At 53.9% G+C, this 23086-nt stretch carries 20 protein-coding genes, 1 tRNA gene and 1 pseudogene; 7 read left to right on the top strand and 15 right to left on the bottom strand.

The window, feature by feature from the left end:
- Positions 1–784 (top strand): hypothetical protein (locus tag CJD38_RS18485; protein ID WP_161554291.1); only part of this gene is annotated, 784 nt, incomplete at its 5' end.
- Positions 785–1228: 444 nt separating this feature from the next.
- Here the strand turns inward: CJD38_RS18485 and CJD38_RS18025 are convergent.
- Positions 1229–1972 (bottom strand): hypothetical protein, encoded by a 744-nt coding sequence (locus CJD38_RS18025; RefSeq protein ID WP_146166021.1) that lies wholly within the window; start codon positions 1970–1972, stop codon positions 1229–1231.
- Positions 1973–2643: 671 nt separating this feature from the next.
- On the opposite strand from CJD38_RS18025, the gene CJD38_RS18020 reads away from it, so the two are divergent.
- On the top strand, positions 2644–3174 hold the full coding sequence (locus CJD38_RS18020; RefSeq protein ID WP_107941840.1) for a hypothetical protein: 531 nt from the start codon (positions 2644–2646) through the stop codon (positions 3172–3174).
- Positions 3175–3387: 213 nt separating this feature from the next.
- Here the strand turns inward: CJD38_RS18020 and CJD38_RS18015 are convergent, their stop codons facing one another.
- From CJD38_RS18015 to CJD38_RS17985, 7 genes and pseudogenes are all read right to left on the bottom strand, one after another.
- Complete coding sequence (locus tag CJD38_RS18015) at positions 3388–3891, bottom strand: styrene oxide isomerase (protein ID WP_107941838.1); 504 nt, start codon at positions 3889–3891, stop codon at positions 3388–3390.
- A gap of 180 nt (positions 3892–4071) precedes the next feature.
- Positions 4072–4374, bottom strand: a complete 303-nt coding sequence (locus tag CJD38_RS18010) for a response regulator transcription factor (RefSeq protein WP_107941835.1) — start codon at positions 4372–4374, stop codon at positions 4072–4074.
- Entirely contained in the window at positions 4371–5318 is a 948-nt protein-coding gene (locus CJD38_RS18005; protein WP_107941834.1) for a metal-dependent hydrolase, read from the bottom strand. Before CJD38_RS18005 ends, CJD38_RS18010 begins: the two co-directional genes overlap by 4 nt.
- Before the next feature lie 153 nt (positions 5319–5471).
- On the bottom strand, positions 5472–6008 hold the full coding sequence (locus CJD38_RS18000) for a PadR family transcriptional regulator (protein WP_107941832.1): 537 nt from the start codon (positions 6006–6008) through the stop codon (positions 5472–5474).
- An 11-nt stretch (positions 6009–6019) separates the two neighbouring features.
- Entirely contained in the window at positions 6020–6985 is a 966-nt protein-coding gene (locus CJD38_RS17995) for an NAD(P)H-dependent flavin oxidoreductase (RefSeq protein WP_206363071.1), read from the bottom strand.
- A gap of 232 nt (positions 6986–7217) precedes the next feature.
- Positions 7218–8513: an FG-GAP repeat domain-containing protein gene (locus CJD38_RS17990; protein WP_107941827.1), complete on the bottom strand. Its 1296-nt coding sequence runs from the start codon at positions 8511–8513 to the stop codon at positions 7218–7220.
- Positions 8514–8778: 265 nt separating this feature from the next.
- A pseudogene (locus CJD38_RS17985) lies at positions 8779–9198 on the bottom strand (Crp/Fnr family transcriptional regulator); the annotation flags it as partial.
- Between the two features lie 417 nt (positions 9199–9615).
- Here CJD38_RS17985 and CJD38_RS17980 point away from each other — a divergent pair.
- Both CJD38_RS17980 and CJD38_RS17975 read left to right on the top strand, forming a co-directional pair.
- Entirely contained in the window at positions 9616–9894 is a 279-nt protein-coding gene (locus CJD38_RS17980) for a DUF4031 domain-containing protein (RefSeq protein WP_107941845.1), read from the top strand.
- A 165-nt stretch (positions 9895–10059) separates the two neighbouring features.
- Positions 10060–10704 (top strand): choice-of-anchor tandem repeat GloVer-containing protein, encoded by a 645-nt coding sequence (locus CJD38_RS17975; protein WP_161554290.1) that lies wholly within the window; start codon positions 10060–10062, stop codon positions 10702–10704.
- A 904-nt stretch (positions 10705–11608) separates the two neighbouring features.
- Here CJD38_RS17975 and CJD38_RS17970 read toward each other — a convergent pair.
- From CJD38_RS17970 to CJD38_RS17945, 6 genes are all read right to left on the bottom strand, one after another.
- Entirely contained in the window at positions 11609–12823 is a 1215-nt protein-coding gene (locus CJD38_RS17970) for a tyrosine-type recombinase/integrase (protein ID WP_107941821.1), read from the bottom strand.
- Between the two features lie 157 nt (positions 12824–12980).
- Positions 12981–13056 (bottom strand) — tRNA-Thr (locus CJD38_RS17965).
- A gap of 22 nt (positions 13057–13078) precedes the next feature.
- The gene (locus tag CJD38_RS17960; RefSeq protein WP_107941819.1) at positions 13079–13804 is read right to left on the bottom strand and encodes a type III pantothenate kinase; all 726 of its coding nucleotides are present in this window, start codon (positions 13802–13804) and stop codon (positions 13079–13081) included.
- Positions 13801–14781 (bottom strand): bifunctional biotin--[acetyl-CoA-carboxylase] ligase/biotin operon repressor BirA, encoded by a 981-nt coding sequence (gene birA, locus CJD38_RS17955; protein WP_107941817.1) that lies wholly within the window; start codon positions 14779–14781, stop codon positions 13801–13803. The genes CJD38_RS17960 and birA overlap by 4 nt, the downstream gene beginning before the upstream one ends.
- Positions 14766–15410, bottom strand: coding sequence for a glycerol-3-phosphate 1-O-acyltransferase PlsY (gene plsY / locus CJD38_RS17950; RefSeq protein ID WP_107941815.1), 645 nt, complete (start codon positions 15408–15410; stop codon positions 14766–14768). The genes birA and plsY overlap by 16 nt, the downstream gene beginning before the upstream one ends.
- Positions 15411–15421: 11 nt before the next feature.
- Complete coding sequence (locus CJD38_RS17945) at positions 15422–17221, bottom strand: M61 family metallopeptidase (RefSeq protein ID WP_107941813.1); 1800 nt, start codon at positions 17219–17221, stop codon at positions 15422–15424.
- A gap of 146 nt (positions 17222–17367) precedes the next feature.
- On the opposite strand from CJD38_RS17945, the gene CJD38_RS17940 reads away from it, so the two are divergent.
- The 3 genes from CJD38_RS17940 to CJD38_RS17930 are packed head-to-tail and all read left to right on the top strand — an operon-like array spanning position 17368 to position 21332.
- Positions 17368–18696 (top strand): ATP-binding protein, encoded by a 1329-nt coding sequence (locus tag CJD38_RS17940; RefSeq protein ID WP_107941811.1) that lies wholly within the window; start codon positions 17368–17370, stop codon positions 18694–18696.
- Positions 18697–18702: 6 nt separating this feature from the next.
- Positions 18703–19665, top strand: coding sequence for a response regulator (locus CJD38_RS17935; protein WP_107941809.1), 963 nt, complete (start codon positions 18703–18705; stop codon positions 19663–19665).
- Positions 19666–19715: 50 nt separating this feature from the next.
- Positions 19716–21332, top strand: a complete 1617-nt coding sequence (locus CJD38_RS17930) for an Aq_1262 family (lipo)protein (RefSeq protein ID WP_107941807.1) — start codon at positions 19716–19718, stop codon at positions 21330–21332.
- A 3-nt stretch (positions 21333–21335) separates the two neighbouring features.
- Here the strand turns inward: CJD38_RS17930 and CJD38_RS17925 are convergent, their stop codons facing one another.
- Positions 21336–23057, bottom strand: coding sequence for a CehA/McbA family metallohydrolase (locus tag CJD38_RS17925; protein ID WP_107941805.1), 1722 nt, complete (start codon positions 23055–23057; stop codon positions 21336–21338).
- Between the last annotated feature and the right edge of the window lie 29 nt (positions 23058–23086).

Below are 23086 nucleotides of genomic sequence, written 5' to 3'. Positions count from 1 at the left end.
GAGCGGTGAACAGACCACCTTTAACTTCACCTTTATCGCACCCGATGAAGGCCGGGCCAGCGAGTTCACTGCTTTTGCGGTGACCTCGCTACTGCCGGCCAATGTGCTCTCGCTCGAACTCGACGCCGCCAGAGCGCCCGCCACAGGGTTGGCATCGCTGCGGGTGACTAGTGTTTTCGTTGACGGTATCGCGCAAGCGGGGATCTGCCGCGGGTTCTGCGATGCCTCCGAGTCCGCGCAACTGCGTGGCGGTAGACGAGATTACTTTGAGACGACTGGAATACCAGACACGGATCAAATCGCCCTAGCTGCGAGGGCAAGTAAAGATGAAATAAATGCGAGTGCTGAGATTGACGGTGGATATGTAATTAGTGCGTTAACCGAGACGACAAGCGAGATCGTGTTGCGCTGCAAGTCTTCTGGGAATGGCACGGGCGTAAGCGGAGAGAGTGATATTGATAATTATTTTATAGACGCCTCGAGCACCAACATCATCCGTTTCAAAATCGAAGGTGAACGTAGGGTCAGATACAAATTTAGCGTCGAATCAAGCGTGAGCAATAGCTCCCCGTTCACCGATGCATTTTTCACTGGAGGTGTGAGAAATATTTTTGAGATGGTGCACACTACCTTAGAAGGTCGGAGTCAGACTGGCCAGAGCAGCGGTTTTCTGGAAGCAGGTAGTGAGCACGAGTTGAGGACTTCGTGCGGAGCCGACGTCGAGAGGGAAGGTGGCTCTGCGAGCAGCGACGGTGTGATGCATTTCACTCTGTCCCCTGAATAAGACACTGCTTATGTTTTCCGAGGACGTTCAATCAGTCGCCACGAAGCTATGCGCTTGCTCAAAGGCGAGATATAGAGTCGGTCGACTCATAAACAGAAAATCCGAAAGCTGACGTTCACTGCAGTCCGCTTGGGGCTGAGTGGAGCCGACGGAGATACACTTTTCAATGACCGCTTTCTCCACGATCACATCGTGTTTTGCGTTGCAGTAGGTTGATCATGAACTGTGCCAATTACTGATCATCGCGGTGGTGAAGCCTGCTCCAATTCCGAGCAAGACCGCGTTGGACTCGCGGTTCGCGTCAGCCATGCTGTCGATACACCCAACGCCCAAGCTCAGGGGAAAACCTGCCCGTGACTAAAACCTCAGAGCTTGAGCAACGTGGAGGCGGGTTTTTCCCTTGCAGCGCCTTGTTGGGCATTACCATCATGGGCTATTGCGCCCCTACTCTGGTTTGTTCAGATAGTCCTCGCCGCATCGTTCTGCGTAGGCCGAGTGTAGGTCGTGCGTGCCGCAGAGGTTGCAAGGCCCCTTGCAAGAACCTGCCGCATAGCGTTCTGTCAAATTGCACCCTGACAGCATTCCTTTACCATTTGGTCGGGTGTTGCCACTGCCCGACACATCACAACGCCATTTGCCGTCGAGCCCCTGGCTACAAAAATAATAATTGACTGGGTAACTACAAGTGTTGATGTATTCGTAACGAATGTCGTTGGGGCTGCCGCACATTTTGTCGTGGACAAGGGCTGTGATTTTGATGCAGCCACGCGGATCTGGTCGCTGAAATGCATTACTAGATGCGTTGCTTGAGTTGCTATTTTTGGCATCATCATAAGCGCCAGCCGCGACAACGGCAGCACTTCCTATCGCATTCAATATTTTATTTGTATCAGATCGTTCAAAATCTTCCTGCTCCTTCTTCCTGAGTGCGGCAGCTTCAGTTGCTATGCGAGCGTGCTTCGCATCAGTTTCGTTAAGGCTATTTTCGAGCTTCCTGGCACTATCGGCGCAGTATCCTTTAGGCAAGTAGCCAATGTTCTCAGTCTTTATGCAGCTCTCATAATGCTCCGCAGCCACTTCTTGATTGGTTGCGCAGCTTGAACATAGGGCTAGAAAACTTAAAAAAGTAGTTTTGATAGCGATATTTAGACTGTCTTTCATATAATTTTTTCTATTCGTCATGCTCATCAGCCCCCCTAATTCTTGCCTAACTACAATTGGACCGCTTAATAGCGGTAATTAATTGCCGCAATTGGGCGGTTCTTCTCGGGCGGTTCATTCGCAAGTCGCTGATTTCTTGTGATTGTGCAGATACTGTTGCCGAATTAGACCGCAAAGGCAATTACCCATTTGGCTAATGGCCACGAAGAGCAACGAGGTTCAGGAAACCGGACGGTGGCGACTGGCTGCAAAGGGCTGAGGTTTGCCTGTGGCGCCTCACCTACCAGCGACTGCTTTCTGGATATTTGTACGTCTTATCGCATGTCGCCCATATGCTGACCACGAACATTGCCAGTTGGTGATCACCGGACTGGAGAATAAGTATTGGAGATGCGTCCAATGTCCTAACTTCAAGCGCCCAGCCAGGCAGTCAAAGAGACACCTCAAGATAAATCGGTGCGTCTCGTGAGTATTGTTGGCAGCCAATTATTAGTTGCCACTCTTGCACTTCCACCTAAATCGATTTCCTTTAAGATAATTGACGCAAGTGAAGTACTAGCTATTGAATCGACCAAGCATCAGTAGGCTGTTCGATGCCATAAATCGGACGCTGGCACGTAACTCGTTAAGCCCTCTTCGATAGGGTTGCCCCTAGAAATCAGGAAGGAACGCTACATGCCCACTTTTACCGAAGCTCAATGAAAGACCCTACTGCCGTACTAGTGGCACCGTTTAAGAAAATTTGGCGCGACCTCACTGCGCTAACTAACGCTTGGGCAGTGGTGAACAAATCTCTGACCCTGGCCATAACTCTGCCGTCAAAATTAAAAGCTATTCGAGAGCCTTTGAGAGAGCAAAATTACGCCCAAGCTAAGAAACGAGTTGACGAATTTTTAAGTGCCGAGGCGGAAGTTCTGTCCGCGGACACAATAGCGCTACTGAAAACACAGTGGGAAGCAATCGTCTATCCCAATTTAGTAGGCGCCTGGGCTATCGTCGAAGCGTCATTTGATGACTTAATAAAGCAGATTTTGGCCAATGACCCAGATGTTGAACTCAAGCTTCGTTCGTTTGGCATTAAAACAGAAGTCCATCATCCCTCTGGATCAGCTGACTGGATAGATGCGTTGCACCAAAGAGTCGAACGCAAGGCAAAGAAAGGATCTCAGGGCCACGTAGTCGAGATACACAAAGCATGTTTGGCCACGTTTGGAATCTCATTCGAGTAAGCCGCTCGATGATCAACGAATTGCCCTCGAGCGGTATCGACAAGCTGCTGCATCGACCGGTCGAACCCGTAGCAAGGGTTGTCTTTCACGCCTGAACGATGACGGCCTGAAAGTGACCACTCGAGGCACGTCCGACTAGATTGCGCTATTAGTCTTATTGAGTTCCGTGTGGTTTATGAGTGCAATCAACAAACCTATTCCCGTAACTCATCACTACTTATTACGAGCGACTCGAATCGCATTGAACAAGCAAATGCCGGAGAAGGTCACAACGCCGACAACCGCAGTGTAAAACGTTGCATAGGACACTAAGTTGGGCCAGTCACCAATGGGTTGCAGGCCGCGTTCTGGTGCATAAACAGCGGTCGAGTACCCGATCATGTTTCCCCAAAGGGTCGCAATTGCTGCGTAGTACACCCACTTTGCCTGCAGCGCACTGAAGTTGAGTCGGGGACTGAGTAGAACGATTGCCATCACATACATGGCGTTCATCATTGTGCCTACATGCGCGTTGCGCAGAAGCTCCCCTTGATCAGGGACAAAGACCTCAATGCGAGGCAGTGGCAGAATATGAAATACATTGTCAGCGAGATGAACGAGCCAGACAAAGCCTCCACAAAATCCCAGAAACATCATGATGAAACAGTGAACCAGAAGCTTGCCACCAATTCGATTTGAAAAGCCTCGTCCATGTATAACCCAAGGTTCTTTGTACATGTTCCCATCTCCTATTTTTATTGGTAGCTTTGGAAAACTGGCGCGCAATATCCATCAATTCGATATTGAGCGATAAGTCTCGATAACGACAGACGGCCTTTAGTGCAGCCATGTCTGGATCGTTACAAAACCGAGCACGGGCAACACCTATCAATCGGTCAGAAATCTCGCACCACCGATCTAGAATTCGATGCCTTTCTCACGGACCGCTCTGACCAACGACGTGCGATTCCTGACCTCAAACTTTCCATAGAGATTGTGGAGGTACCACTTCACGGTCCCCTCTGAAATGAAACACCGCTGCGCCAGTTGGGCGTTGCTCAATCCATAATTCAGCAGCGCCAGAATCTGACGCTCACGCTTGTTGAGACTGGCGAGAAGCGGATCTTCCGGAGTTGCTTCTGCGGGGGCTTCGACCAGAGCCGACAACTGTCGCACCTGAGATACGACGAGTCGAACAGTGGCATTCGTCTCGTTGTTCATGTGCTCGCAATGCTCCCTGAAGAATTGTCGTGACTCGAGGATGGAAATGGGACCGGCATGACGGGATGCGTGGTGTCCAGCAGCGGAATCAGGCCTGACGGCGCAGTGGCATATCCGTCAATCCAGTCACGAACCCACTGCGGATCGCGCTCGCTGCGCGGATCATGGCCAGGCAACGTCGCACGTAGCAGGTAGGGGGCCACTGTGCGCATAAATGAGCCGATGTGCAGTGCCAAGCGTAGTCTCGAACTCAGCTGATTCCATCGGCCATCTTTCTGCAGGATGGCTTTATAGCCACGCATCGAAAACCACATGATGCTGAGCGAGCCATGAAAGACACCGATCATGCGCGCCCAGTAGTTAGCGAATCCTTTGCCGAATGCTGCTTGGTAGACGTCGTAGGCGACGCACTTGTGTTCCGACTCTTCAACGAAGTGCCAGATGATGAATGATGCGACACGCGTATCCGAGCCAGAGAATAATCGCACGCGGTTATCGACCAGCCAGCGCGTCACCCCGAGCGTCATCGATTCAAATCCCGCGGCATAAGCCATACGCACGCGCAGACTCCGCTGGGACAAACGTTGATAGTGCTCCTGCATGTACTGCTCGAGCTGCGCTAGTTCCGGATAGCGCTTGGACTTCAGGAGTTCATTGAAGCGGCGATGCGTTTGATAGTGATACTGCTCCTGCATATTGAATGCACGACCACTCTCGAGCACTGCAGTATCCTCAATCAGTTTCATCGCCTCGCGCATGGTTCTGATCAGGAATGGCTCGAGATACGGCATAGCCATTGAAGCGCCATTGACCATGGCGCAGAACTCCGGATCTGAAGGCTTCCAATGCGGCTGCAGATCGTCGGGAAATTCGAAAGCGATCTGTCGCGGTACTGGCATTGGAGGAGCAGTGGAGTTCTGCTTAGACGGATCAGAGTCAATCATGCTTTCTTCCTCGCTTGGCGATTTGAGTGAGCGCCTTAACTTTCTGAAGGGATGCGCCACGTGAGATTGAAATACAACCGAATCGCAAGCAGATCAGCGAACGCCGAAGACCACGCGATTTGACGATGTCGTGTTAACGATCGATGTATGGATTCATGTCTTCTGTATGAGTGTTAGTGCTTCATCACACCAATCAACCATGTTGCGCTCACTCTGAATGCCCATCTTTAGGCCCAGATAGCGGCCGAGTTTTCGAGGGGACAGACTGTGGGGTTTGGGGTAGTACTTATGCATCACCGCTTCATAATCTGACAGACGCTCAATGTGATAAGCGCGCCGCCGATCGAGTTCTCGCAACAGCGCATTCGTATCAACATCGCCCAGCGCAAACAACTTGACCAGAAGTTCTTCTTTAACCGACGGTGGTTCGGTTGGTTTGTCGACCCAAGTTGCGAGCATCGCGCGGCCGTGATCGGTGATCTGGTAGACGATGCGATTGGGACGCTCGGACTGTGCCACCGTTTCTGCGCGGACTGCATCTGCCGCCGCTAGCTTGTGTAGCTCTAAATAAATTTGCTGGGAGCTGGCTTTCCAGAAATATCCCACCGTCTTGTCGAACCGTTTCCCAAGGTCATATCCAGACTGCGGTCCGTCTAACAATGAAACCAAGATTGCATGTGAAAGTGCCATGTCGTGCGTTCTTACGCTGCGAGCAAACGAGTTCGTGCAGACAAATATTCGGATTCAAGTCGATCGACCAGCTCGCTAACGGGAACAACTCCCTTCACAGCGCCGATGCCTTGTCCGCAACCCCAGATGTCCTTCCAAGCCTTGGCATCGGTGTTGCCTCCAGAGCCAAAATTCATTTTGCTAGGGTCTGACATTGGAAGATTGTCCGGGTCGAGTCCAGCGGCGACGACTGACGGGCGCAGGTAATTGCCATGCACGCCAGTAAACAGACTTGAATACATGATGTCGCTTGCGGCGTGATCGACGATCGCCTGCTTGTAGCGTTGATCAGCGTTGGCTTCGTTGGTGGCAATAAATGCAGAGCCAATGTAGGCGAGATCCGCCCCCATCGCTTGAGCCGACAAAATCGCATCGCCAGTCGCAATCGATCCTGAAAGCAGCAGCGGTCCGTCGAACCATTCGCGAATTTCCTGGATCAAGGCAAAGGGCGACGTTGTTCCTGCATGTCCACCAGCACCGGCGGCGACCGCAATCAGGCCGTCAGCGCCTTTTTCTACGGCCTTGCGCGCGAACTTGTTATCGATGACGTCGTGCAGAGTGATGCCGCCATAGGAATGTACGGCGTCGTTGAGATCTGTGCGAGCGCCCAATGACGTGATGACGATTGGAACCCGATGTCGCACGCAGGCTTCAATATCGTGCTCGAGGCGATCGTTTGATCGGTGAACGATCTGATTCACTGCGTATGGCGCTGCCGGTCGATCAGGATTCTTTTGGTTGTGTCGATCGAGTTCTTCGTTGATCCGGATCAGCCAGCGATCCAACTCTTCCGCCGGACGTGCGTTAAGCGCCGGGAATGAACCAACGATGCCGGCCTTGCATTGCGCAATGACCAAATCAGGATTCGAAATGATGAATAGCGGAGACGCTACTGCGGGAAGGCGTAGTCGTTCGAAGATGGGAAAGCGCTTGGACATGGCCGTACTCATAGTGACTTGAATACAGCTTATATACAAATATTTGTATATGCAATTATTTTTATATAGTCGCTACGTCGTCCCATAAGAGGCAGCGTCTTTAAGGGCCTCCTACGGCTGCTCCACTTGAGCCATCGTCTGCCACTAATTTATTAAGCGCCTTAAGAAGTAGCCGAGCATCCGACGCTTCGTGCGCTGCTGTGGTGGACGATTTGTATCCGTCAGATAATTGTTAGTGGCAACCTGCAGAGATGTTGAGCAACACAGACACGCGTGCTACGCCGACGTCTGAAGGGCTAATGGGCGGTACATTGCCAGGCACGGCTAGGTCTTGGCAGCCATCGTTGTTGAAGTCGCCGGCCATAAGATCTTCCGGGAAGCCTGCGACAGCGTAGGATCCAACCGGCGCGAAGTGTCCTCGGCCGTCACCCTCAAAGACCACCAGACGGCTCGAGATCATCTGGGTCACAGCCATATCGAGATGGCCGTCGCCGTTGAAGTCGAGCAGCTGCAAGCCCTCGGATCCGTCGGCGGCACGCACACCTAGGATTTCGATCGAACTGGGTCCGCCAACGAGCATTCGCTGCTCTGGCGCGAATCGACCGTCGCCTAGCCCGTACAGGATTGAGGCGTCGTTGGTTACTAGGGCGTTAAGGATGATCAGATCTCCCTTGCCGTCTTCGTTGATATCGCCATAGCGGACGAGCTCTGACAGCAGACCGATCGGATAGGAGTCTGTTCGCCGGAACGTCCCGTCGCCATTGCCTAGAAGTATTTGCACAGTGCCGTGAACTAAATTTCCGGACGCATCCAACACGCCGACTGTCGGAACTGTTTCTGTCACTGCCATGTCTGGAATGTCGTCACCGTTAAAATCGTCGACAACCATGGCCAGCGCCACGGTTGTTGCCGAGACCGGAGGGGCTTCTCGAAACGTGCCGTCGCCGTTGCCCAGCAGAATAGTGATGTTGCCGCCGGCGTAGGCCGACGTTGCAATGTCGAGATGACCGTCACGGTTGAGATCGGCGATCTGGAACTGAGAGGGCCATACGCCATGAAGCGGGTATTGCCCGCTCACGCCGAACGTTCCGTCTGGGCGACCCAGCATCACTGTTATCCGCAAGGTGGTGTAGCCGCCAGACACGATGTCGGGAATTCCGTCAGCGTTGAAGTCGGCGACCTGAACTGCCGAGGCGTCGGTATCAGAGTTGTTAATGATGGTGCGCTCGGCAGTAAATCTGCCACCGCCGATCCCATAAAGAATAACCGGCCCGCCGACGATATTTGCGATAACCAAGTCAGCATTCTGATCGGCGTGTCCATCCCGATAGAGATATGCGACAGCGCCTGGCGATGCCGTTCCGTTATACGTGACAGTCGACGAGGGATACTCCTGCGCGACAGCAAACTTGATGTCGCCGACTTCCACATCGGGAGATTGAGATTGCTGACAAGAAGTGCTCAGCAGCGCAGACAGCAGCAGGGCGCTTGCGGCCAACGGCGTGGCAATGATCTTGCGACTCAGCATTTCTTGCTCCTCATTTTAATCGTTAAACTCGGGAGCAGATGGTGTTGGGCTTAGCTTTGAAAGGCTTCCAGCTAGTGACCGTTTTTTTTCAAAATCTGATCATGGATGACCGCATGAAATCTTGGTTGCAAGTGCGCAGGCATCTAGGTCACAAGCCGATAGTCGAGGGGCTTGTTGACGGGCCGACGCCGCTCTACGTCGAGCGCTACCACTTCCGAGATATCGAGCGATCTGTTCCCGGAATTCGGTGCATGACTTTACTCACACAGTTTGGTGTCTGCGTTATCTGCGTCAGTAAGGCCTGCGTATAGCGCAACAGCAGATGCTGCAAAGCGTCTGAGCGTTTGAATTCCTGCTTCAACACAATCGCCTTTAGCCGGAAAGCTTGACCATCGCTTTGCACCACCGCACGGCCCGAGGTGGCTTCACCGCCCATGAAGAGCGAGACGCCGACCATCCCCTCGTTACCAACCATGGCGGTCTCGGAAGAATCACCGTCCGACATCACATACAACAATGACACGATGCAATCGATGGGAAAGTAAGCATGCTCTAGGGTCACGCCTGATTCGTACACAACTTGACCGAGATGCATCTGCACCAATTCAAGGTGAGGAGACAAGCGTTCTTGTTCCGCCTCCGGCAGGCAGGCCAGTAAGCGATTCTTCTGTGGCTGGTTGGACAATTTGTAGGCTCCTCGATAGAGGGCGTGCCAGCGCTACGGTAATGACGGTAGACACGGTTCCGTCGATATCCATTGATATACCAAATGAATCAAGCGCTCTGTGCGCTTGCGTACTTGCATGCGTGTCTTGGCAAAGCATGGCTCGCTACCTTTCAGATCCGTCGGAGCTGAAAGCTCTTATTGGCTGTAGCTAGTCAGCCCTTTGCGGGCTGACATTTGTGAGCAATTCGCTCGTTATACCTAGATACGTACGCCAACGCACTGAGTTTGAAAAAGTACATGAGACGCTTGATATCGACAAGCCGAACTAGACATTGAAGCCTAGTTGAGCACACGTAAATGTCCGACCTAATGGAGTTGCATGGATTGCGTGACAGGCACGCACATATCTCAACGAATCAACTGAGGGGTAAAGAAATGAGCGTTTACATTGACGACATGAAAGAGTCTCATCGGCGCATGGGTGTGAGCCACATGGTGGCGGATACTCATGAAGAACTGCACGCGATGGCTGGCAAGCTCGGTGTAGCTCGCAAGTGCTATCAAGGACCGCCCAAGATTTACTACGCTCGCTACGACATATCGTTGGAGCAGCGCACGTTGGCCTTTACGTTTGGGGCGATGAAGATCGCAGTCAATCTAATGGAGCCGATCTGCAAAAAAGCCCGCCTAGCGGGGCAAAGCCAGTTCCTATGATGTCCGCAGCACGTTGTGTCCGTTCATTCTTGAGAAGCGACTATCGGCTTTCCTCGAATGGCTGTTGCTTGCGGTGTGACTAGCGCAGCAGCTTGAGTTCGTCGTTCCTTCGCCCTTCCTGAAAATTTTCGACTGCATATATCTAACTCGAGCATGCATCTCTGCGTGTTTGGACAACACTTCCTTGTAGGCGGCGGCTTGCCCTTTGACGGGCTAGTGCAAGGGGTCGACGGCAACTTATACGGCACGACGACCACCGCGGGCAGTTCAAATAAAGGCACGGTATTCAAGATCACTCCCGCCGGCACGCTCACTACTTTGCATTCCTTCGCGGGCGGTACTACGGATGGCAATGGCCCTTCTGCCGGCTTGGTGCCAGGTAGCGATGGGAATTTCTATGGCGTGACATTTCTAGGGGGTACGAACAACAACGGCACAGTGTTCAAGATCACGCCATCCGGCACGCTAACCACCCTGTATTCGTTCACTGGCGGCGCTGACGGTGGGCGATCCACAGTTGCCCTAGTCCAGGGGAATGACGGGAATTTTTATGGAACCACGCCCTACGGCGGGAGTGGCTCTACTGGCACGGTGTTCAAAATTACTCCGACAGGTGTACTCACCACGCTGTATTCCTTCTCAACCAATGGCAACAACGGCGTAGCCGCGTCAGCACTGGTCTTGGGCAGTGATGGCAATTTCTATGGCACCACAAATAGAGGCGGCAAATTCGCCACGCCGACCACGAGTGGGTATGGCACGGCATTCAGAATCTCCCCTTCAGGAAGCCTTTGTAGCCCGACGCTCTAGTAACGATCCTGCTCGGTCCAGTCGCGGCCCATGAACGGACCGCATTCGATATCCACACTTTGATCTGGTGGTTGATTGAGCCATCCGCCGGTCAAGAACGATTGGGTCGGACTTCCATCAAAATGACTGCGCGTCAGAGTTATGCACCCGTCGTGGCTGGCGCCAATGACAAGTGATCCCGACCTTTCCCTCAGATGGACGATAGTTACGGCGATACAGGATTATCGTCGCGCTATCGTCAGCTCAAACTGTCGATACATGACAGGTGGCTAAGTGACGAAGGAGCAGCAGTAAGGGACTATTCCCTTTGCTCCAACGTTTGCGCATGCGTGTAACCACACGTCATGGCTTTATCCGAATATTTGCAGTGACTATGCACTCGTCATTTCTAACGAGTGATACGTGCAAACTCGGGGCGAGTGAAAGTGCTGATGAAAAACCCAGAATTCGTGGGTAATTTCATGCGCCAACCCCGCATGTGGATGAGCGTATTAGCGTGAAAATGCACACTAAATTCTCATCGGCTCAGTCGTCCCATACCTAATGATCAACCACAATAGTTTTAGCTGATCGAGTATTGACGACTGCCATATGTAGAGAAAGCATTGCTATAAATTTATTGCTTTGCGATCTCTTTATCTCACTTGTCCAATAATTATAACAATGTGAGCAACAGACAGATCATCGCCGCAAATCCACAGACATGTCAACAAACCATTCTGTATCCATGGTGGTGCACAGCGAGTTAATGAACTGTGAATCCAAAAATTATTTCTTGATATGTTTCTCTTATTTTGCTGATCTTTTGCCTCACAATGCAAAATTTATTAATCCGTAACGCCTTGATCCAAGAATTGCTCTGCTGCCCCTATAAGCCACCGGGTAATTTTAATTCCACACACGCTTATGCAACTCGACCAAAATTACCCTCGACGACATTTCTGTTGTCCCTAAGCACATCTAGATAATCGGCCCATGCCTGCATCATCTTGCGTCTTTCGGGCAAATGTTCGGCGTAGTTGTACGCGGCACTTACCTTGTTACGCTCGGCATGAGCAAGTTGACGTTCGATCGCGGCGTGCGGCCAACCCATTTCATGGAGGCGAGTACTCGCCATACTGCGAAAGCCGTGGCCACTCATCTCCTCTCCGGAATAGCCCATCCGCCTAAGAGCAGCTAAAACCGTGTTCTCGCTCATGGGATCGCGATGACTACGAATGCTTGGAAACACGTATCGCGATGAACCCGTTAGCGGATTCAATTCCTTCAAAACTGCTATCCCCTGCATAGACAACGGCACGATGTGGGTCTGGCGCATTTTCATTTTAGCGGCAGGGATTCGCCACTCCGCTGAAGCCAAATCAAATTCAGACCATTCGGCATGTCTTAGCTCGCCTGGCCGCACGAACAAAAGCGGAGCCAGCTTCAGAGCACAAGCCGTGACGATCGACCCCTGATAGCCATCAATAGCTCGAAGCAACGGCCCGATCTTCGTCGGATCCGTAATACTTGCTCGATGCCGCGTCTTTGGAGTGGCCAACGCTCCACGAAGATCCCCGGAAGGATCTCGCTCAGCACGACCCGTGGCGACCGCATAGCGAAACACCTGGCCACATCGCTGCTTGATTCCTTGCGCTGTATGCAGCTTCCCCCGAGCCTCCACTCGTCGCAGTACTGCTAGGAGTTCAGGCGCCGTTATATCCTTAATAGGTCGGGTGCCAATCCATGGAAATGTTAGCGACTCAAAAAGCCAGAGAACTTTCGTGCGAGTAGAGTCCGCGAGATTCTGCTTTGCCAGCCACTCACGAGCGACAACCTCAAAGGAATTAGCAGTCGATGTACGCACTGCAGCCTTTTCAGCCCGCTTGGCTTGGCTCGGGTCAATTCCACTGGTAAGAAGCCTGCGCGCTTCGTCTCGTTTCTCCCGAGCCGCTGCGAGCGATACGTCCGGGTAAGCCCCGAGTGCCAACGTCTTAGATTTACCGCCGAAGCGATAGTTTAGACGCCACAATTTAGAGCCACTTGTTTGTACCAGAAGGTACATCCCGCGCTCGTCCGTCTCCTTATAGGGTCTTGGTCCAGGCTTAGCATTCTTTACTTGAACTGCGGTTAACGACATACGATACCCTCACTCCTGACTGGATACCCTCATAAATACCTTCAAAAGTGAGGGTATGTCAAAGAACCAGAATGAACCTTAGCGAACCTTCAGGCATAAAAAAACCAGCAATTACGCTGGCTTATAGTACTTTAGTGAACTTCATTGATCGATCAAATGGTGCCGGCTGTCAGAATCGAACTGACGACCTTCCGCTTACAAGGCGGGTGCTCTACCAACTGAGCTAAGCCGGCGCTGCTTTTCGAGGCGCGCAGTTTATGCAGACTGCTGGGCTAAAGCCAGAAGTCCTTGCAAGACGAGTTCATCCCGACGCTGCCAATCGGCATCCAGATGGGGCAAAAAGGCCGCTGCATCGCCGCCACAGATGAATTTTCGAGCCGGAGCCCCGGATGCTCGCAGACCCTGCTCAATGGCCCCCAGCCCGGCTAGAAACGCGCCCTGGCGCACGCAAGCCTCGGTATCTCGTCCTAAATCACCGGTGTAAGCCGCGCCGATGTCGTAGGTGGCGAAGCGCGTGCTGCCCAAAGTGGTCTTGAGCATGGGCGTTAGGCCAGGCGCGATGAATCCGCCCTGATGTTTGCCATCCGCGCTCACCGCATCAAAAGTCAGCGCGGTGCCCGCACTGACGACGCAGCAGGCGCCGCGCACTTCCGACCACGCCGCGAGCAGCATCAACCAGCGGTCGACACCCAAGCGCGAGGGCTCTTCGTAAGCGCAGGTCAAGCCCAGATATTCCGCGCGAGTCCGCGCAAATTGAGCCTGCAGACCAAAGCGAGCCTGTACGGCATCCAGAATCTGCCGCTCATGCTCGGCACCCATGACATGCGCAACCCAAACCGCATCGACTTTGGTCGCTGTCAGAAGTTTTATCGCCGCTGCCGGATCACCCACATGATCAACAGCCGTCACCGAACTGATGGACTGACCATTGGACTGCGCCCATTTCAGGCGGCTGTTGCCAATGTCGATCAGCAAGATCATGCGAGGCGCAGGCTGACTTCGCCTGAGTGAATCGTTTGCAACTGGCCAAGCGCTTCAACAACGAGTGCACCTTGTTCATCAACACCGCGAGCAATCGCGTTATACGAACCTTGCTGCCCTTGCACGGTGACTTCGCGGTCACGCGTCAGATCCAGCGCGGACCAATCTGCAGCAAAGTTATTAAATCCAGTTTGCTCGAAAGTTTTCAGTGCCTGCGCGAGTTGCCTGGACAGCGCAGCAGCAAAGTCGCGGCGCGAAACCAGTGGCTTGCCATGTGCAGTAAGTGCTTCATGCAAACCAATCCAAGGCTGACTAACTGTCTGCGCTTGCGCACCCGTCATCGCGACGTTGAGACCAATGCCGATGATGACGCGACAAGGTCCGCCTGCTTCGGCGCGATGTTCAATCAAAATGCCGCCGAGCTTGCGGCCATCAACATGCAAATCGTTGGGCCACTTCAATTTGACTGCGTCGAGTCCGACTTCATGCAATGCACGTGCACAGGCAACGCCGACTGCGAGTGGCAATGCCGTGAGCTGAGGCGGCCACTGCGGGAATGACCAAGCCAAAGACAAATAGAGATTGGCGCCGAAAGGTGAAACCCATTCGCGACCGCGACGACCGCGGCCAGCAGTTTGGAATTCTGCGAACAAAACCTGTGGGTCTGCTTCTGCATCAGAAGCCAACAATTGTGCGTTGGTGGAATCGGTCACCGCCGCAACGCGCACCTGAACACCCGGCACTGCGGCTTGCAAGGCAGCAACATCAAGACGCTGCAAAGGCGCGGTCAGTTTGTAGCCGAGACCCGTACGGGTTTCGATATCGAGCTGCCAGTCGCGCAGCTTTTCCATGCGCTTGGACAAAGCCGCGCGGGTGATGCCCGCGACGGCCGCGAGATCTTCACCGGAATGCCACTCGCCGTCTGCGAGCGCGTCAACCAGATTGAGCAGCTCTGCTTCGCTTAACGTGACAGCCATCGACCTAACACTCTCGCTTTTTCAAAACGACTTTCGGTGCCCTTAGTCAGGCGTTGAATATTTTCGCGGTGCTTCCACACCACTAATAAGGCCATCGCAGCTGCAAAACCAAATGCGGAAGATTCCAATCCCAGTTGGGCCGCATAAATAACGGAGAGCGCGGCGGCAACGAGCGTCGCCAAACTCACATAACCCGTGAGCAGGATCGTCAGAATAAATCCGCCCAGCATCCACAGCAGTGCAATCGGCATCAGCGCGCCAAACACGCCGGCCAAAGTTGCAACGCCCTTGCCGCCCTTGAAGCCGGAGAACACCGGATAGCAATGACCAACCGCAACCGCGACGCCGCAGATGTAGGCCTGAATCTCAGTCGACACATCCGTTGGGCCCGCCCAACTCCACTGCACCGCCGGCACAAACACGACGGCTGCAACACCTTTAAAGATGTCGATTAACAACACGGCCAGTGCAAAGCCTTTGCCCTGCGTGCGCAGCGCATTGGTGGCGCCGATATTGCCGCTGCCCACTTTGCTCAGATCAACGCCGCCACGCAGTCGGCCCACGAGCTGACCGCCCATCAGATTGCCAATGAGGTAAGCCCCGAGCGCTTTGCAAAACAGTTCAATCATTCCAGCATCCTTTATTTACCCAGCCACGCTTTGCGTCGCTTGAGCTTGTCACCTTTTACTTTAGATAAGGTCAAAGTCCAACACTCGGCAGGCGTTGGCAATGGCTTTACGGTTCGCGATAACAGTTCATCGCCACGGAAAAATTGCAGCGTGATCTCGCGGGCGGGTTTGAGCTGCGTAACTTGTACAGCCCAACTTGCAGGCGTGATGCGCAGACCATTGATGGCGAGCAATTGATCGTTGACCGATATGTCGGCTTGCGCCGCCGCGCTGCCACTCAAAACCTGCGCAACGCGCGTCTCGCCTGCACGGAGTTTCAAGCCCAGCGTCGCGCGCGGCGCTTCGCCGGTGGCGCGGCCACCGACATCGGCATCACTGAGTGCAGCACGCCGCACGGCTTCAATACCAAACTCGGCGAGTAATTCTGTCAACGGCAATTCAGCCGTCGAGCGCAGCATGCGATCGAATAATGGTTTGAGTTTGAGCCCGGACAGTTCTTGCGCGACTGCTTCCAAGCCGCCTTCCGGCACGCCGATCTCGCGAGCACCGTAGCGCGTCCACAAGGTGCGTAATACATCGTCCAGCGTGATTTTGGATTTAAGCCGCAGCGTCAAATCCAAGCACATCGCCGCGAGGCCGCCTTTGACGTAATAGCTCACTGCCGCATTCGGCGTGTTCTCGTCAGGCTGGTAGTACTTAATCCACGCTTCGAAGCTGGCGTCGTCCAGTGTTTGCGTCAAACGGCCCGGCGTGCGCTGCAAGCGCGTGGCGTTTTCGGCAACGATGTCGAGATAGGTCGCGGCGTCAAAGATATTGGCGCGCAGCAAGAACAGATCGTCGTAGTAACTGGTCACACCTTCGTAATGCCACAAATCTTTGGTGTAAGCCTCGGCGCCGAGATCGGATTCCAGAAAGCTTTTCGCCGTAATGCGCTTGACGTTCCAGAGATGGAAATACTCGTGGCTGCACAAGCTCAGGAAGGTGCGATAGTCCTTGCCGAGCTTGGTTTGACCCGCGCGCGGCAAATCATTGCGCGAGCAAATCAGCGCCGTGGAACTGCGATGTTCCAAGCCGCCGTAACCCGCGCCGACGACATTGGTCAGAAACAGATACTCGTCGAGTTCTGGCTTCTGTTTGAACATCTGTCTTTCAACATGACAGATCGCGGTCAGGTCGCGTGAGACGCGTTCACGATCAACCTCAGCCAAGAACTGCGTCGGGCCAGAAAGCACCAGCGCGTGATCAATCCCGTCGACATCAAAATCAATGCGCTCAAAAGCGCTCATCTCAACGGGATGATCAATCAGGTCTTCATAGTCCGGCGCGGTGTAGGTGCCAAAACCGTCTTTGCTGATTTTCTTGGCTTTCAGCGTCGTCGCGAGCTTCCAGCCACGGCATAGCGCGTCTTCGGGCCGCTGCACTTCAATCTCAAAGCCACTACGCTCCAAACCCGCCGGGCAATAGCACAACGAACTGGCGTTGAAGAATCCGCGGCGCGTATCGAGGTAAGCCTTGCGCACGGACTCATCAAATGAATAGACACGATATTCCAGCGTCAGCGCGCCTTTAACTGGCGCACAGCGGAAGCTGCGCTTATCGAGACGTTCGATTGCGACCGGCTTGCCGCCACCGCTCGCGCGCATATCCTGCACATGCTTGGCAAAGTCCCGCACCAGATAACTGCCGCGCAGCCATGACGGCAAACGGAACACCTGACCCTGCGCATCGGGCTTAGCCACCACGCAGGTCACCGCAAATAAATGCGCGCGTGGATCGGCGGCGATAACGGTGTAATGGACGGCAGATTTCATGCGCGGGATCGTGACAGGAATGTGACTATTATGCCTGCGCCTCGCTTCAAGGTGAGGCTCGCCGCGGCGACGCGTCATGCGGCAGCAATGCGTAAAAGCTGCCAAACACATCAAAGCGTCACATTGACTCATTAACCTTCCGCGCCATGTCTAACCTAGCGCATTCCTCCGGCAACGAAATCTCCACCCTGCTCATGCGGGCGACGCCGCTGAATCCGCAGACCAGCATCAATGATGTCGGCGAGCTGTTCTTGCAGAAAGAATATGCCGGGTTGTTGTCGCTGCCGATTGTTCAAGGCGGCATGTTGATCGGCAGCATCAGCCGCCATCAGATGATTGACATCTTTATGTCGCGATTCGGACGCGAGCTCTACGGCAATCGCCCAATTTCGCAGATCATGAATGCGGAGCCCTTGCAGGTTGGCATCGACCAGCCACTGGCAGCAGCTGCACAGCACGTCGCAGAAAATATCCGCACGCCGATTTCAGAAGACTTCATCGTCACGGACAATGGCCGCTATCTTGGAATGGGCGTGGTGCTCGATTTGCTGCGCGCGATGGAACAGCGCGTGGCCGCCTCAACCGCCAGTCTCGGCGAGGCCTATCGCCAGCTTCAGGCATCACAAGCGCAACTCGTGCAGTCAGAGAAAATGGCGTCGCTGGGTCAGATGGTTGCTGGCGTCGCACACGAGATTAATACGCCGCTGGGCTACGTCCGTAATAACGTCGAAATCACACAGGCCGTGTTCGAGCAATTGCGCAGCGTGCTCACCGACCACGAACACTTGCTGGATCTGATGGCCGCTGAAGAGCCTGATGAAGAAGCGATTCACGTGCAATTGCTCAAAGCATCCGCCGCTTCAGCCGATCTGCGTGAAGGCAATACGCTGGATGACACCGAGGCCCTATTAAAGGACACCTTATTCGGCACCGATCAGATCAAGGAATTGGTCGTGAACCTGCGCAACTTCAGTCGTCTGGATCAGGCTCGCGTTGCTGAAGTTAATCTCAACGAAAGTCTTGAGCAGACGCTGGTGATTGCCAAGAACGTGCTGAAGAATCGTGTGGAGATCATCCGCCGCCTCGCGGATATTCCGTCGGTTAGTTGTTCGCCTTCGCAGATCAACCAAGTCTTTCTCAATCTGATCAGCAATGGCGCACAAGCGATTGAGCACGATGGTGGCCGCTTACTGCTCAAGACCGAAAGTGATGACACGCATGTCCATGTCAGCATTCAGGACAACGGCAAAGGCATTGCTCAAGAACATCTGGAAAAGATTTTTGATCCTTTCTTCACCACCAAGCCGATTGGCCAAGGCACTGGCCTTGGGCTCTCCATCAGCTATCAGATCGTTCAAGCACATGGCGGCCAGATTCGCGTGGCATCAATCCTAGGCAAAGGCTCGCGTTTTGTTGTGAGCCTACCGATTGTTGCGGTGCAGCCGCAGGCACAAACACAGGCCATTGCGGCCTAGTCTGAGATGCCAATCAAACCAGACCTAGTACTTGTCGACGACGAAGAGCGAATCTTGCGATCGCTGGCGATGCTGTTTCGCCCGCACTACAACCTCTACACCACCACCGACGCCCGCGACGCGCTTCAATATGTGCGCGATCATCGCGTGCATGTGATTGTTAGCGACCAGCGCATGCCGGTGATGCGTGGCGCTGATCTTTTGCGTGAAGTGCGTATCGCATCACCCAACACGATGCGACTGCTGCTCACGGGTTATTCGGAGTTAGAAGCCATTGTTGCGTCGGTAAATGAAGGCGAGGTATTCCGCTTCATCAACAAGCCTTGGGACGCAGCAGAGCTCAAGCAGACTGTTAATCAAGCTGCAGAAATTTCTTTTGATTTGTTCAGCAGTCAGCCGAGCGTAACGCCGCCAGTCTCGACCTTCACTGAAACCGGCAGCTTCATTGCACCGCAGCCAGAAGAAGGGATTCTGGTCATTGATGACGATGCAGAAGTCGTCAAAGCCGTCCGTGAAATTGTTGGGCCATCGCAAGCCGTGCACTGGGCATCGAGTCTTGATCAGGCATTTTCGATCCTTGCCGAGAACAATATCGGCGTCGTGATTTCAGAGCTATTCGTAAAACGCGAACCCATCGCGCTTGCGCTGAAAATGCTGAAAGCTGAGCATCCGGAAGTGGTCAGCATTGTGATGACGCCATTTCAAGACACCAGCGTTCTGATCGGCTTGATCAATCAAGGTCAGGTCTTTCGCTTTCTGCCCAAGCCCATTCGTCGTGGGCCACTCGGCATGAATATCGCCTCGGCCCTGCGTCATCACCGCGCGCTGAAATCCGCACCAAAACTGCGGACGATTCACGCGGTCGAGCCCGTCAGACAAATAGAAGACAACAACGTCGCCGCGCGCGTGATGGGATTCCTCGGCCGTCTGCGCAATCGCAATCTCGGTAGTTTTGGCGCTTCTCCATAGCGCGTCCAGAAGCATCGAGTGCCAGTAGGCTGAACGCTATACTGGCGACAATGAAATATCTTCTTTCCTCAACGCTAACGGCCGTGCTGGCCCTCACGCTGGTGGCCTGCGATCGCGATGCGGCCTACGATCCGCTGGCTTTAGCCACGGCACAGGGAAAGACCATCAACAACCCTTTTGCCGTTGTGCCATCGCAGTGCTACACCAAGACCGATGGCGTCTCCAATCCTTGCTGGACCTGCCACACCGACAAGAACGGCAGCAACGCGCTGAATGACGCGCATCTGCAAGAGGAATACGCCTTCAGCAAAGTCGGCATGAACAATCCTTGGACCAATCTGTTCAAAGATCGCAGCGCGGTCATTGCCAGCATTAGCGATACCGATGCGCTGACTTGGGTGCGACAAGACAATTACCGTCCACTGCGCAAAGCATTGCGTCGCCGCGGCAACTACGGCGGCTGGGTGCCGGATTTCGATTTTGCGCGTGGCTTTGACGCGGATGGTTTCGCGAAAGATGGCAGCCATTGGCGCGCGTTTCGATACAAGCCATTCCCTGGCACGTTCTGGCCTACGAATGGCTCGACCGATGACGTGATGATTCGTCTGCCGCGATTCTTTCGTGCGAATGTTGCTGGCGTTGAGAATCGGGAAATCTACAAAGCTAATCTGGCGATTCTTGAAGCTTCCTTAGGCGTTGGAGCCAACGTTCCTGACTCAAAAATCCTGCGTCGCATTGAGCCGATTGATGAAGCCGCTGTTGGTGCAGATATCAATGGCGATGGAAAAATTGAGGGCCGCGTTGATGTCATGCGCGGTCTGCCTCTGCGCTACGTCGGCGGAGCAGCCGGCATTGGCGTGGTGCGGCACTTTTATCCAATCGGCACCGAATTTTTGCACAGCGTGCGTTACATCGATCCCGATGCGCCGAGCTTGCTGAGTACGCGCTTTAAGGAACTTCGTTACTCGGTGAAAATACATTGGGTTGGGCCGGATGAGCTCACGGAAAATTACGCTGAAGAACGTAATGAGCCCGCCGATACGCCGCCGATTTTTTACGGCTCTGCCGTCACTGGCGTGATCTCGCCTTTCGGCTGGAGTCTGCAAGGCTTTATCGAAGACGCTCAAGGTCGTCTGCGACTGCAGACGCGTGAGGAGCATCAGTTTTGCATGGGCTGTCACTCTGGTCTTGGCGTAACCGTGGATCAGAGCTTTGGCTTTCCACGAAAAGTGCCGGGCTCACCAGGCTGGGGCCATCAATCGCTAGACAACATTCCTGATGTGCCACAAGCAGGGCACGTCGATCCGGAAACGTTGGTTTATTTCCGTCGCGCACATGGCGGCGATGAATTCCGCGCCAATCAGGAAGTGCTGGAGCGCTATTTCCCTGCGGGAAAACTCGACGAAGCCAAGGTGCGTGCCGCGAAAGATATGCGCGAGCTGATCACACCTTCACGCGAACGCGCCTTGGCCTTGAACAAAGCTTATATGGCGCTCGTTCGCGAACAGGATTTTGTTCACGGACGCGACGCCGTCGCACAACCTGCGACGAACGTTCATACGCAAATCAAGAATGGCGATACCAAGCTGAAGAAAAATGGCGCGGTCTATAAAGATGGAACGCTTTGGTTGGAGTGGCCAGCACCGGCCACTCCAACTGCTGAATAAAACTTACGGCGCTTTGAGGAAGATCGGATTGCCGATCGTTGTGCGCGTTTGCAAATTACGCGTCTCAACGCGCCAGAAGGTGCCGAGCGGACCTTCGTTCAATGTATTGCGGCCAACCACAATCTCATGCACAAACGGATCGCTGGTGATTGGCACTGTGAGTGTCGGCACGGGCAAGCCATTCGGCAACGGCAAGGCGATCGGCAAGGTAACGCCAAGCTGAAGTTCACCATTACGGTAGTAACTCAACAATTGGCCCATGCCACCGGTGACGGTCGTGCGCAGCTTCACTGTGCCGTTAGCAGCAACCTTAAGCGTGTCGCCAAAAATAGCGTGCTGCCCATCTGAAGTTGTCGCTTCAAATTGCAGCGAAGGACTCGCTGTCACGCCACGTGTTTTCACATAAGCATGGCCCGCTTTGACTGCGGCCTTGATTGCTGCGCGTGACAACTCAGACGCATAAACCACCGTTGCTGATGAACCATAGCCTTTACGCTCACGCTGATCCAGTGCATCGACGCCTTTAGAGTCGCTGCCGGAAACACCGGTGATCTTGTGCCCTGCACTGAGCTGCTGATCCCACAACGCGAGCGCAGTGGTCATGAACGGATTTTCGATTTTTGGATCGGATAACGGCACGCCAAGATCGTCTGCCGTCGTCAGCAGCGGACCGTTCAGAATCTCCATGGTGTCGACTTGATCCCAATCAATCTGATCGCCCAATTCGAAATAACAACCGCGGCAGAAGTTGGAGAACAGCGGCGGCGGAAAGCTGGTGGGATGATTGATCTGGAACAGCGCGCCATCGGCTTTGATCGCTTTCTGAATATCACCAATTTTGATGTTCTCAAAACCATGGCGATATTCGCTGACATGCGGCGTTTCGCCGTGGCCCATCACATGGCCGTAGTACGTGATGATTTCGCGGCCTGGATAAATCAGCAAATCAGGATTCGCGCGTTGCACCGCACCGAGCGTGCGCCAGTGCTGCGTGGTGACATATTCCGTCACCATCAAGAAATCGAGCTTGGCAGCGCGAGCCTGTTCGATAAACCCGTCCCAGTCCGGCGCATTCGGATTGGAGTGATAAGCGTGCATGTGGAAATCGCCGCTGTACCAACCCGGACCACTGCGTGCGACATGCTTCGTGTCGACGGGATCATTGGCCGGCGTTGTGCCGCCGCCCACTTTGCACTCCACTTTTACGACCCAATCGGCGCCTTGTGGCGACGACGCGCCCACGCCTAGATCGGCATACCAAACGCCCGCTTCAATCTTGCCCGGAAGATAGCCACGATCAGCGCTGCCGGCTTCAACAAAAACAGGATTCTGTTCTTGATCAATACGACCTTGGCGTGAACCTGACCAACCGCGGAAACCGGCGTTGCTGCGATAACCATTTTGGTCCCACAGACCAAGATCCAGAGTAGTGGACGTGAGCGGCGTTGAAGGCAGACCAGGTTTATCGGTCCAGCCGTAACTGACTTCTACGCGACCCGTTCCGGACGCAACTTTGAAAGGCAGCATGCGATAGGTTTTGGCATCGCTGCTGCCAATGCTGCCGGTGAACTCCAATGCAGGCTGGCCAGGCGCGCAAAGCGCGGCATCAGTCGGCGGGGTGGGCACGGGGCCTGATGATGATTCGCCATCAGGACTGGTACTGCTGCCGCAAGCGGAGAGCATGACGGTCGACAGAGCGACGATAAAAGAGTGGGAAATTTTCATGGCGCGAGTCTAAATCCTGTAATGCTTTT

It is taken from the genome of Stenotrophobium rhamnosiphilum, from assembly GCF_003052265.1.
Lineage (GTDB): Bacteria > Pseudomonadota > Gammaproteobacteria > Nevskiales > Nevskiaceae > Stenotrophobium > Stenotrophobium rhamnosiphilum.
Note: the sequence above shows the minus strand (reverse complement) of the source record. Positions and strands in the feature narration are given on the sequence as shown.

Bases quoted from the DNA above. Each gene is read 5' to 3' on its own strand.
- CJD38_RS18025 (WP_146166021.1), bottom strand. From the start codon at position 1,972: ATGAGCATGACGAATAGAAAAAATTATATGAAAGACAGTCTAAATATC.
- CJD38_RS18020 (WP_107941840.1), top strand. From the start codon at position 2,644: ATGAAAGACCCTACTGCCGTACTAGTGGCACCGTTTAAGAAAATTTGG.
- CJD38_RS18015 (WP_107941838.1), bottom strand. From the start codon at position 3,891: ATGTACAAAGAACCTTGGGTTATACATGGACGAGGCTTTTCAAATCGA.
- CJD38_RS18010 (WP_107941835.1), bottom strand. From the start codon at position 4,374: ATGAACAACGAGACGAATGCCACTGTTCGACTCGTCGTATCTCAGGTG.
- CJD38_RS18005 (WP_107941834.1), bottom strand. From the start codon at position 5,318: ATGATTGACTCTGATCCGTCTAAGCAGAACTCCACTGCTCCTCCAATG.
- CJD38_RS18000 (WP_107941832.1), bottom strand. From the start codon at position 6,008: ATGGCACTTTCACATGCAATCTTGGTTTCATTGTTAGACGGACCGCAG.
- CJD38_RS17995 (WP_206363071.1), bottom strand. From the start codon at position 6,985: ATGTCCAAGCGCTTTCCCATCTTCGAACGACTACGCCTTCCCGCAGTA.
- CJD38_RS17990 (WP_107941827.1), bottom strand. From the start codon at position 8,513: ATGCTGAGTCGCAAGATCATTGCCACGCCGTTGGCCGCAAGCGCCCTG.
- CJD38_RS17980 (WP_107941845.1), top strand. From the start codon at position 9,616: ATGAGCGTTTACATTGACGACATGAAAGAGTCTCATCGGCGCATGGGT.
- CJD38_RS17970 (WP_107941821.1), bottom strand. From the start codon at position 12,823: ATGTCGTTAACCGCAGTTCAAGTAAAGAATGCTAAGCCTGGACCAAGA.
- CJD38_RS17960 (WP_107941819.1), bottom strand. From the start codon at position 13,804: ATGATCTTGCTGATCGACATTGGCAACAGCCGCCTGAAATGGGCGCAG.
- birA (WP_107941817.1), bottom strand. From the start codon at position 14,781: ATGGCTGTCACGTTAAGCGAAGCAGAGCTGCTCAATCTGGTTGACGCG.
- plsY (WP_107941815.1), bottom strand. From the start codon at position 15,410: ATGATTGAACTGTTTTGCAAAGCGCTCGGGGCTTACCTCATTGGCAAT.
- CJD38_RS17945 (WP_107941813.1), bottom strand. From the start codon at position 17,221: ATGAAATCTGCCGTCCATTACACCGTTATCGCCGCCGATCCACGCGCG.
- CJD38_RS17940 (WP_107941811.1), top strand. From the start codon at position 17,368: ATGTCTAACCTAGCGCATTCCTCCGGCAACGAAATCTCCACCCTGCTC.
- CJD38_RS17935 (WP_107941809.1), top strand. From the start codon at position 18,703: ATGCCAATCAAACCAGACCTAGTACTTGTCGACGACGAAGAGCGAATC.
- CJD38_RS17930 (WP_107941807.1), top strand. From the start codon at position 19,716: ATGAAATATCTTCTTTCCTCAACGCTAACGGCCGTGCTGGCCCTCACG.
- CJD38_RS17925 (WP_107941805.1), bottom strand. From the start codon at position 23,057: ATGAAAATTTCCCACTCTTTTATCGTCGCTCTGTCGACCGTCATGCTC.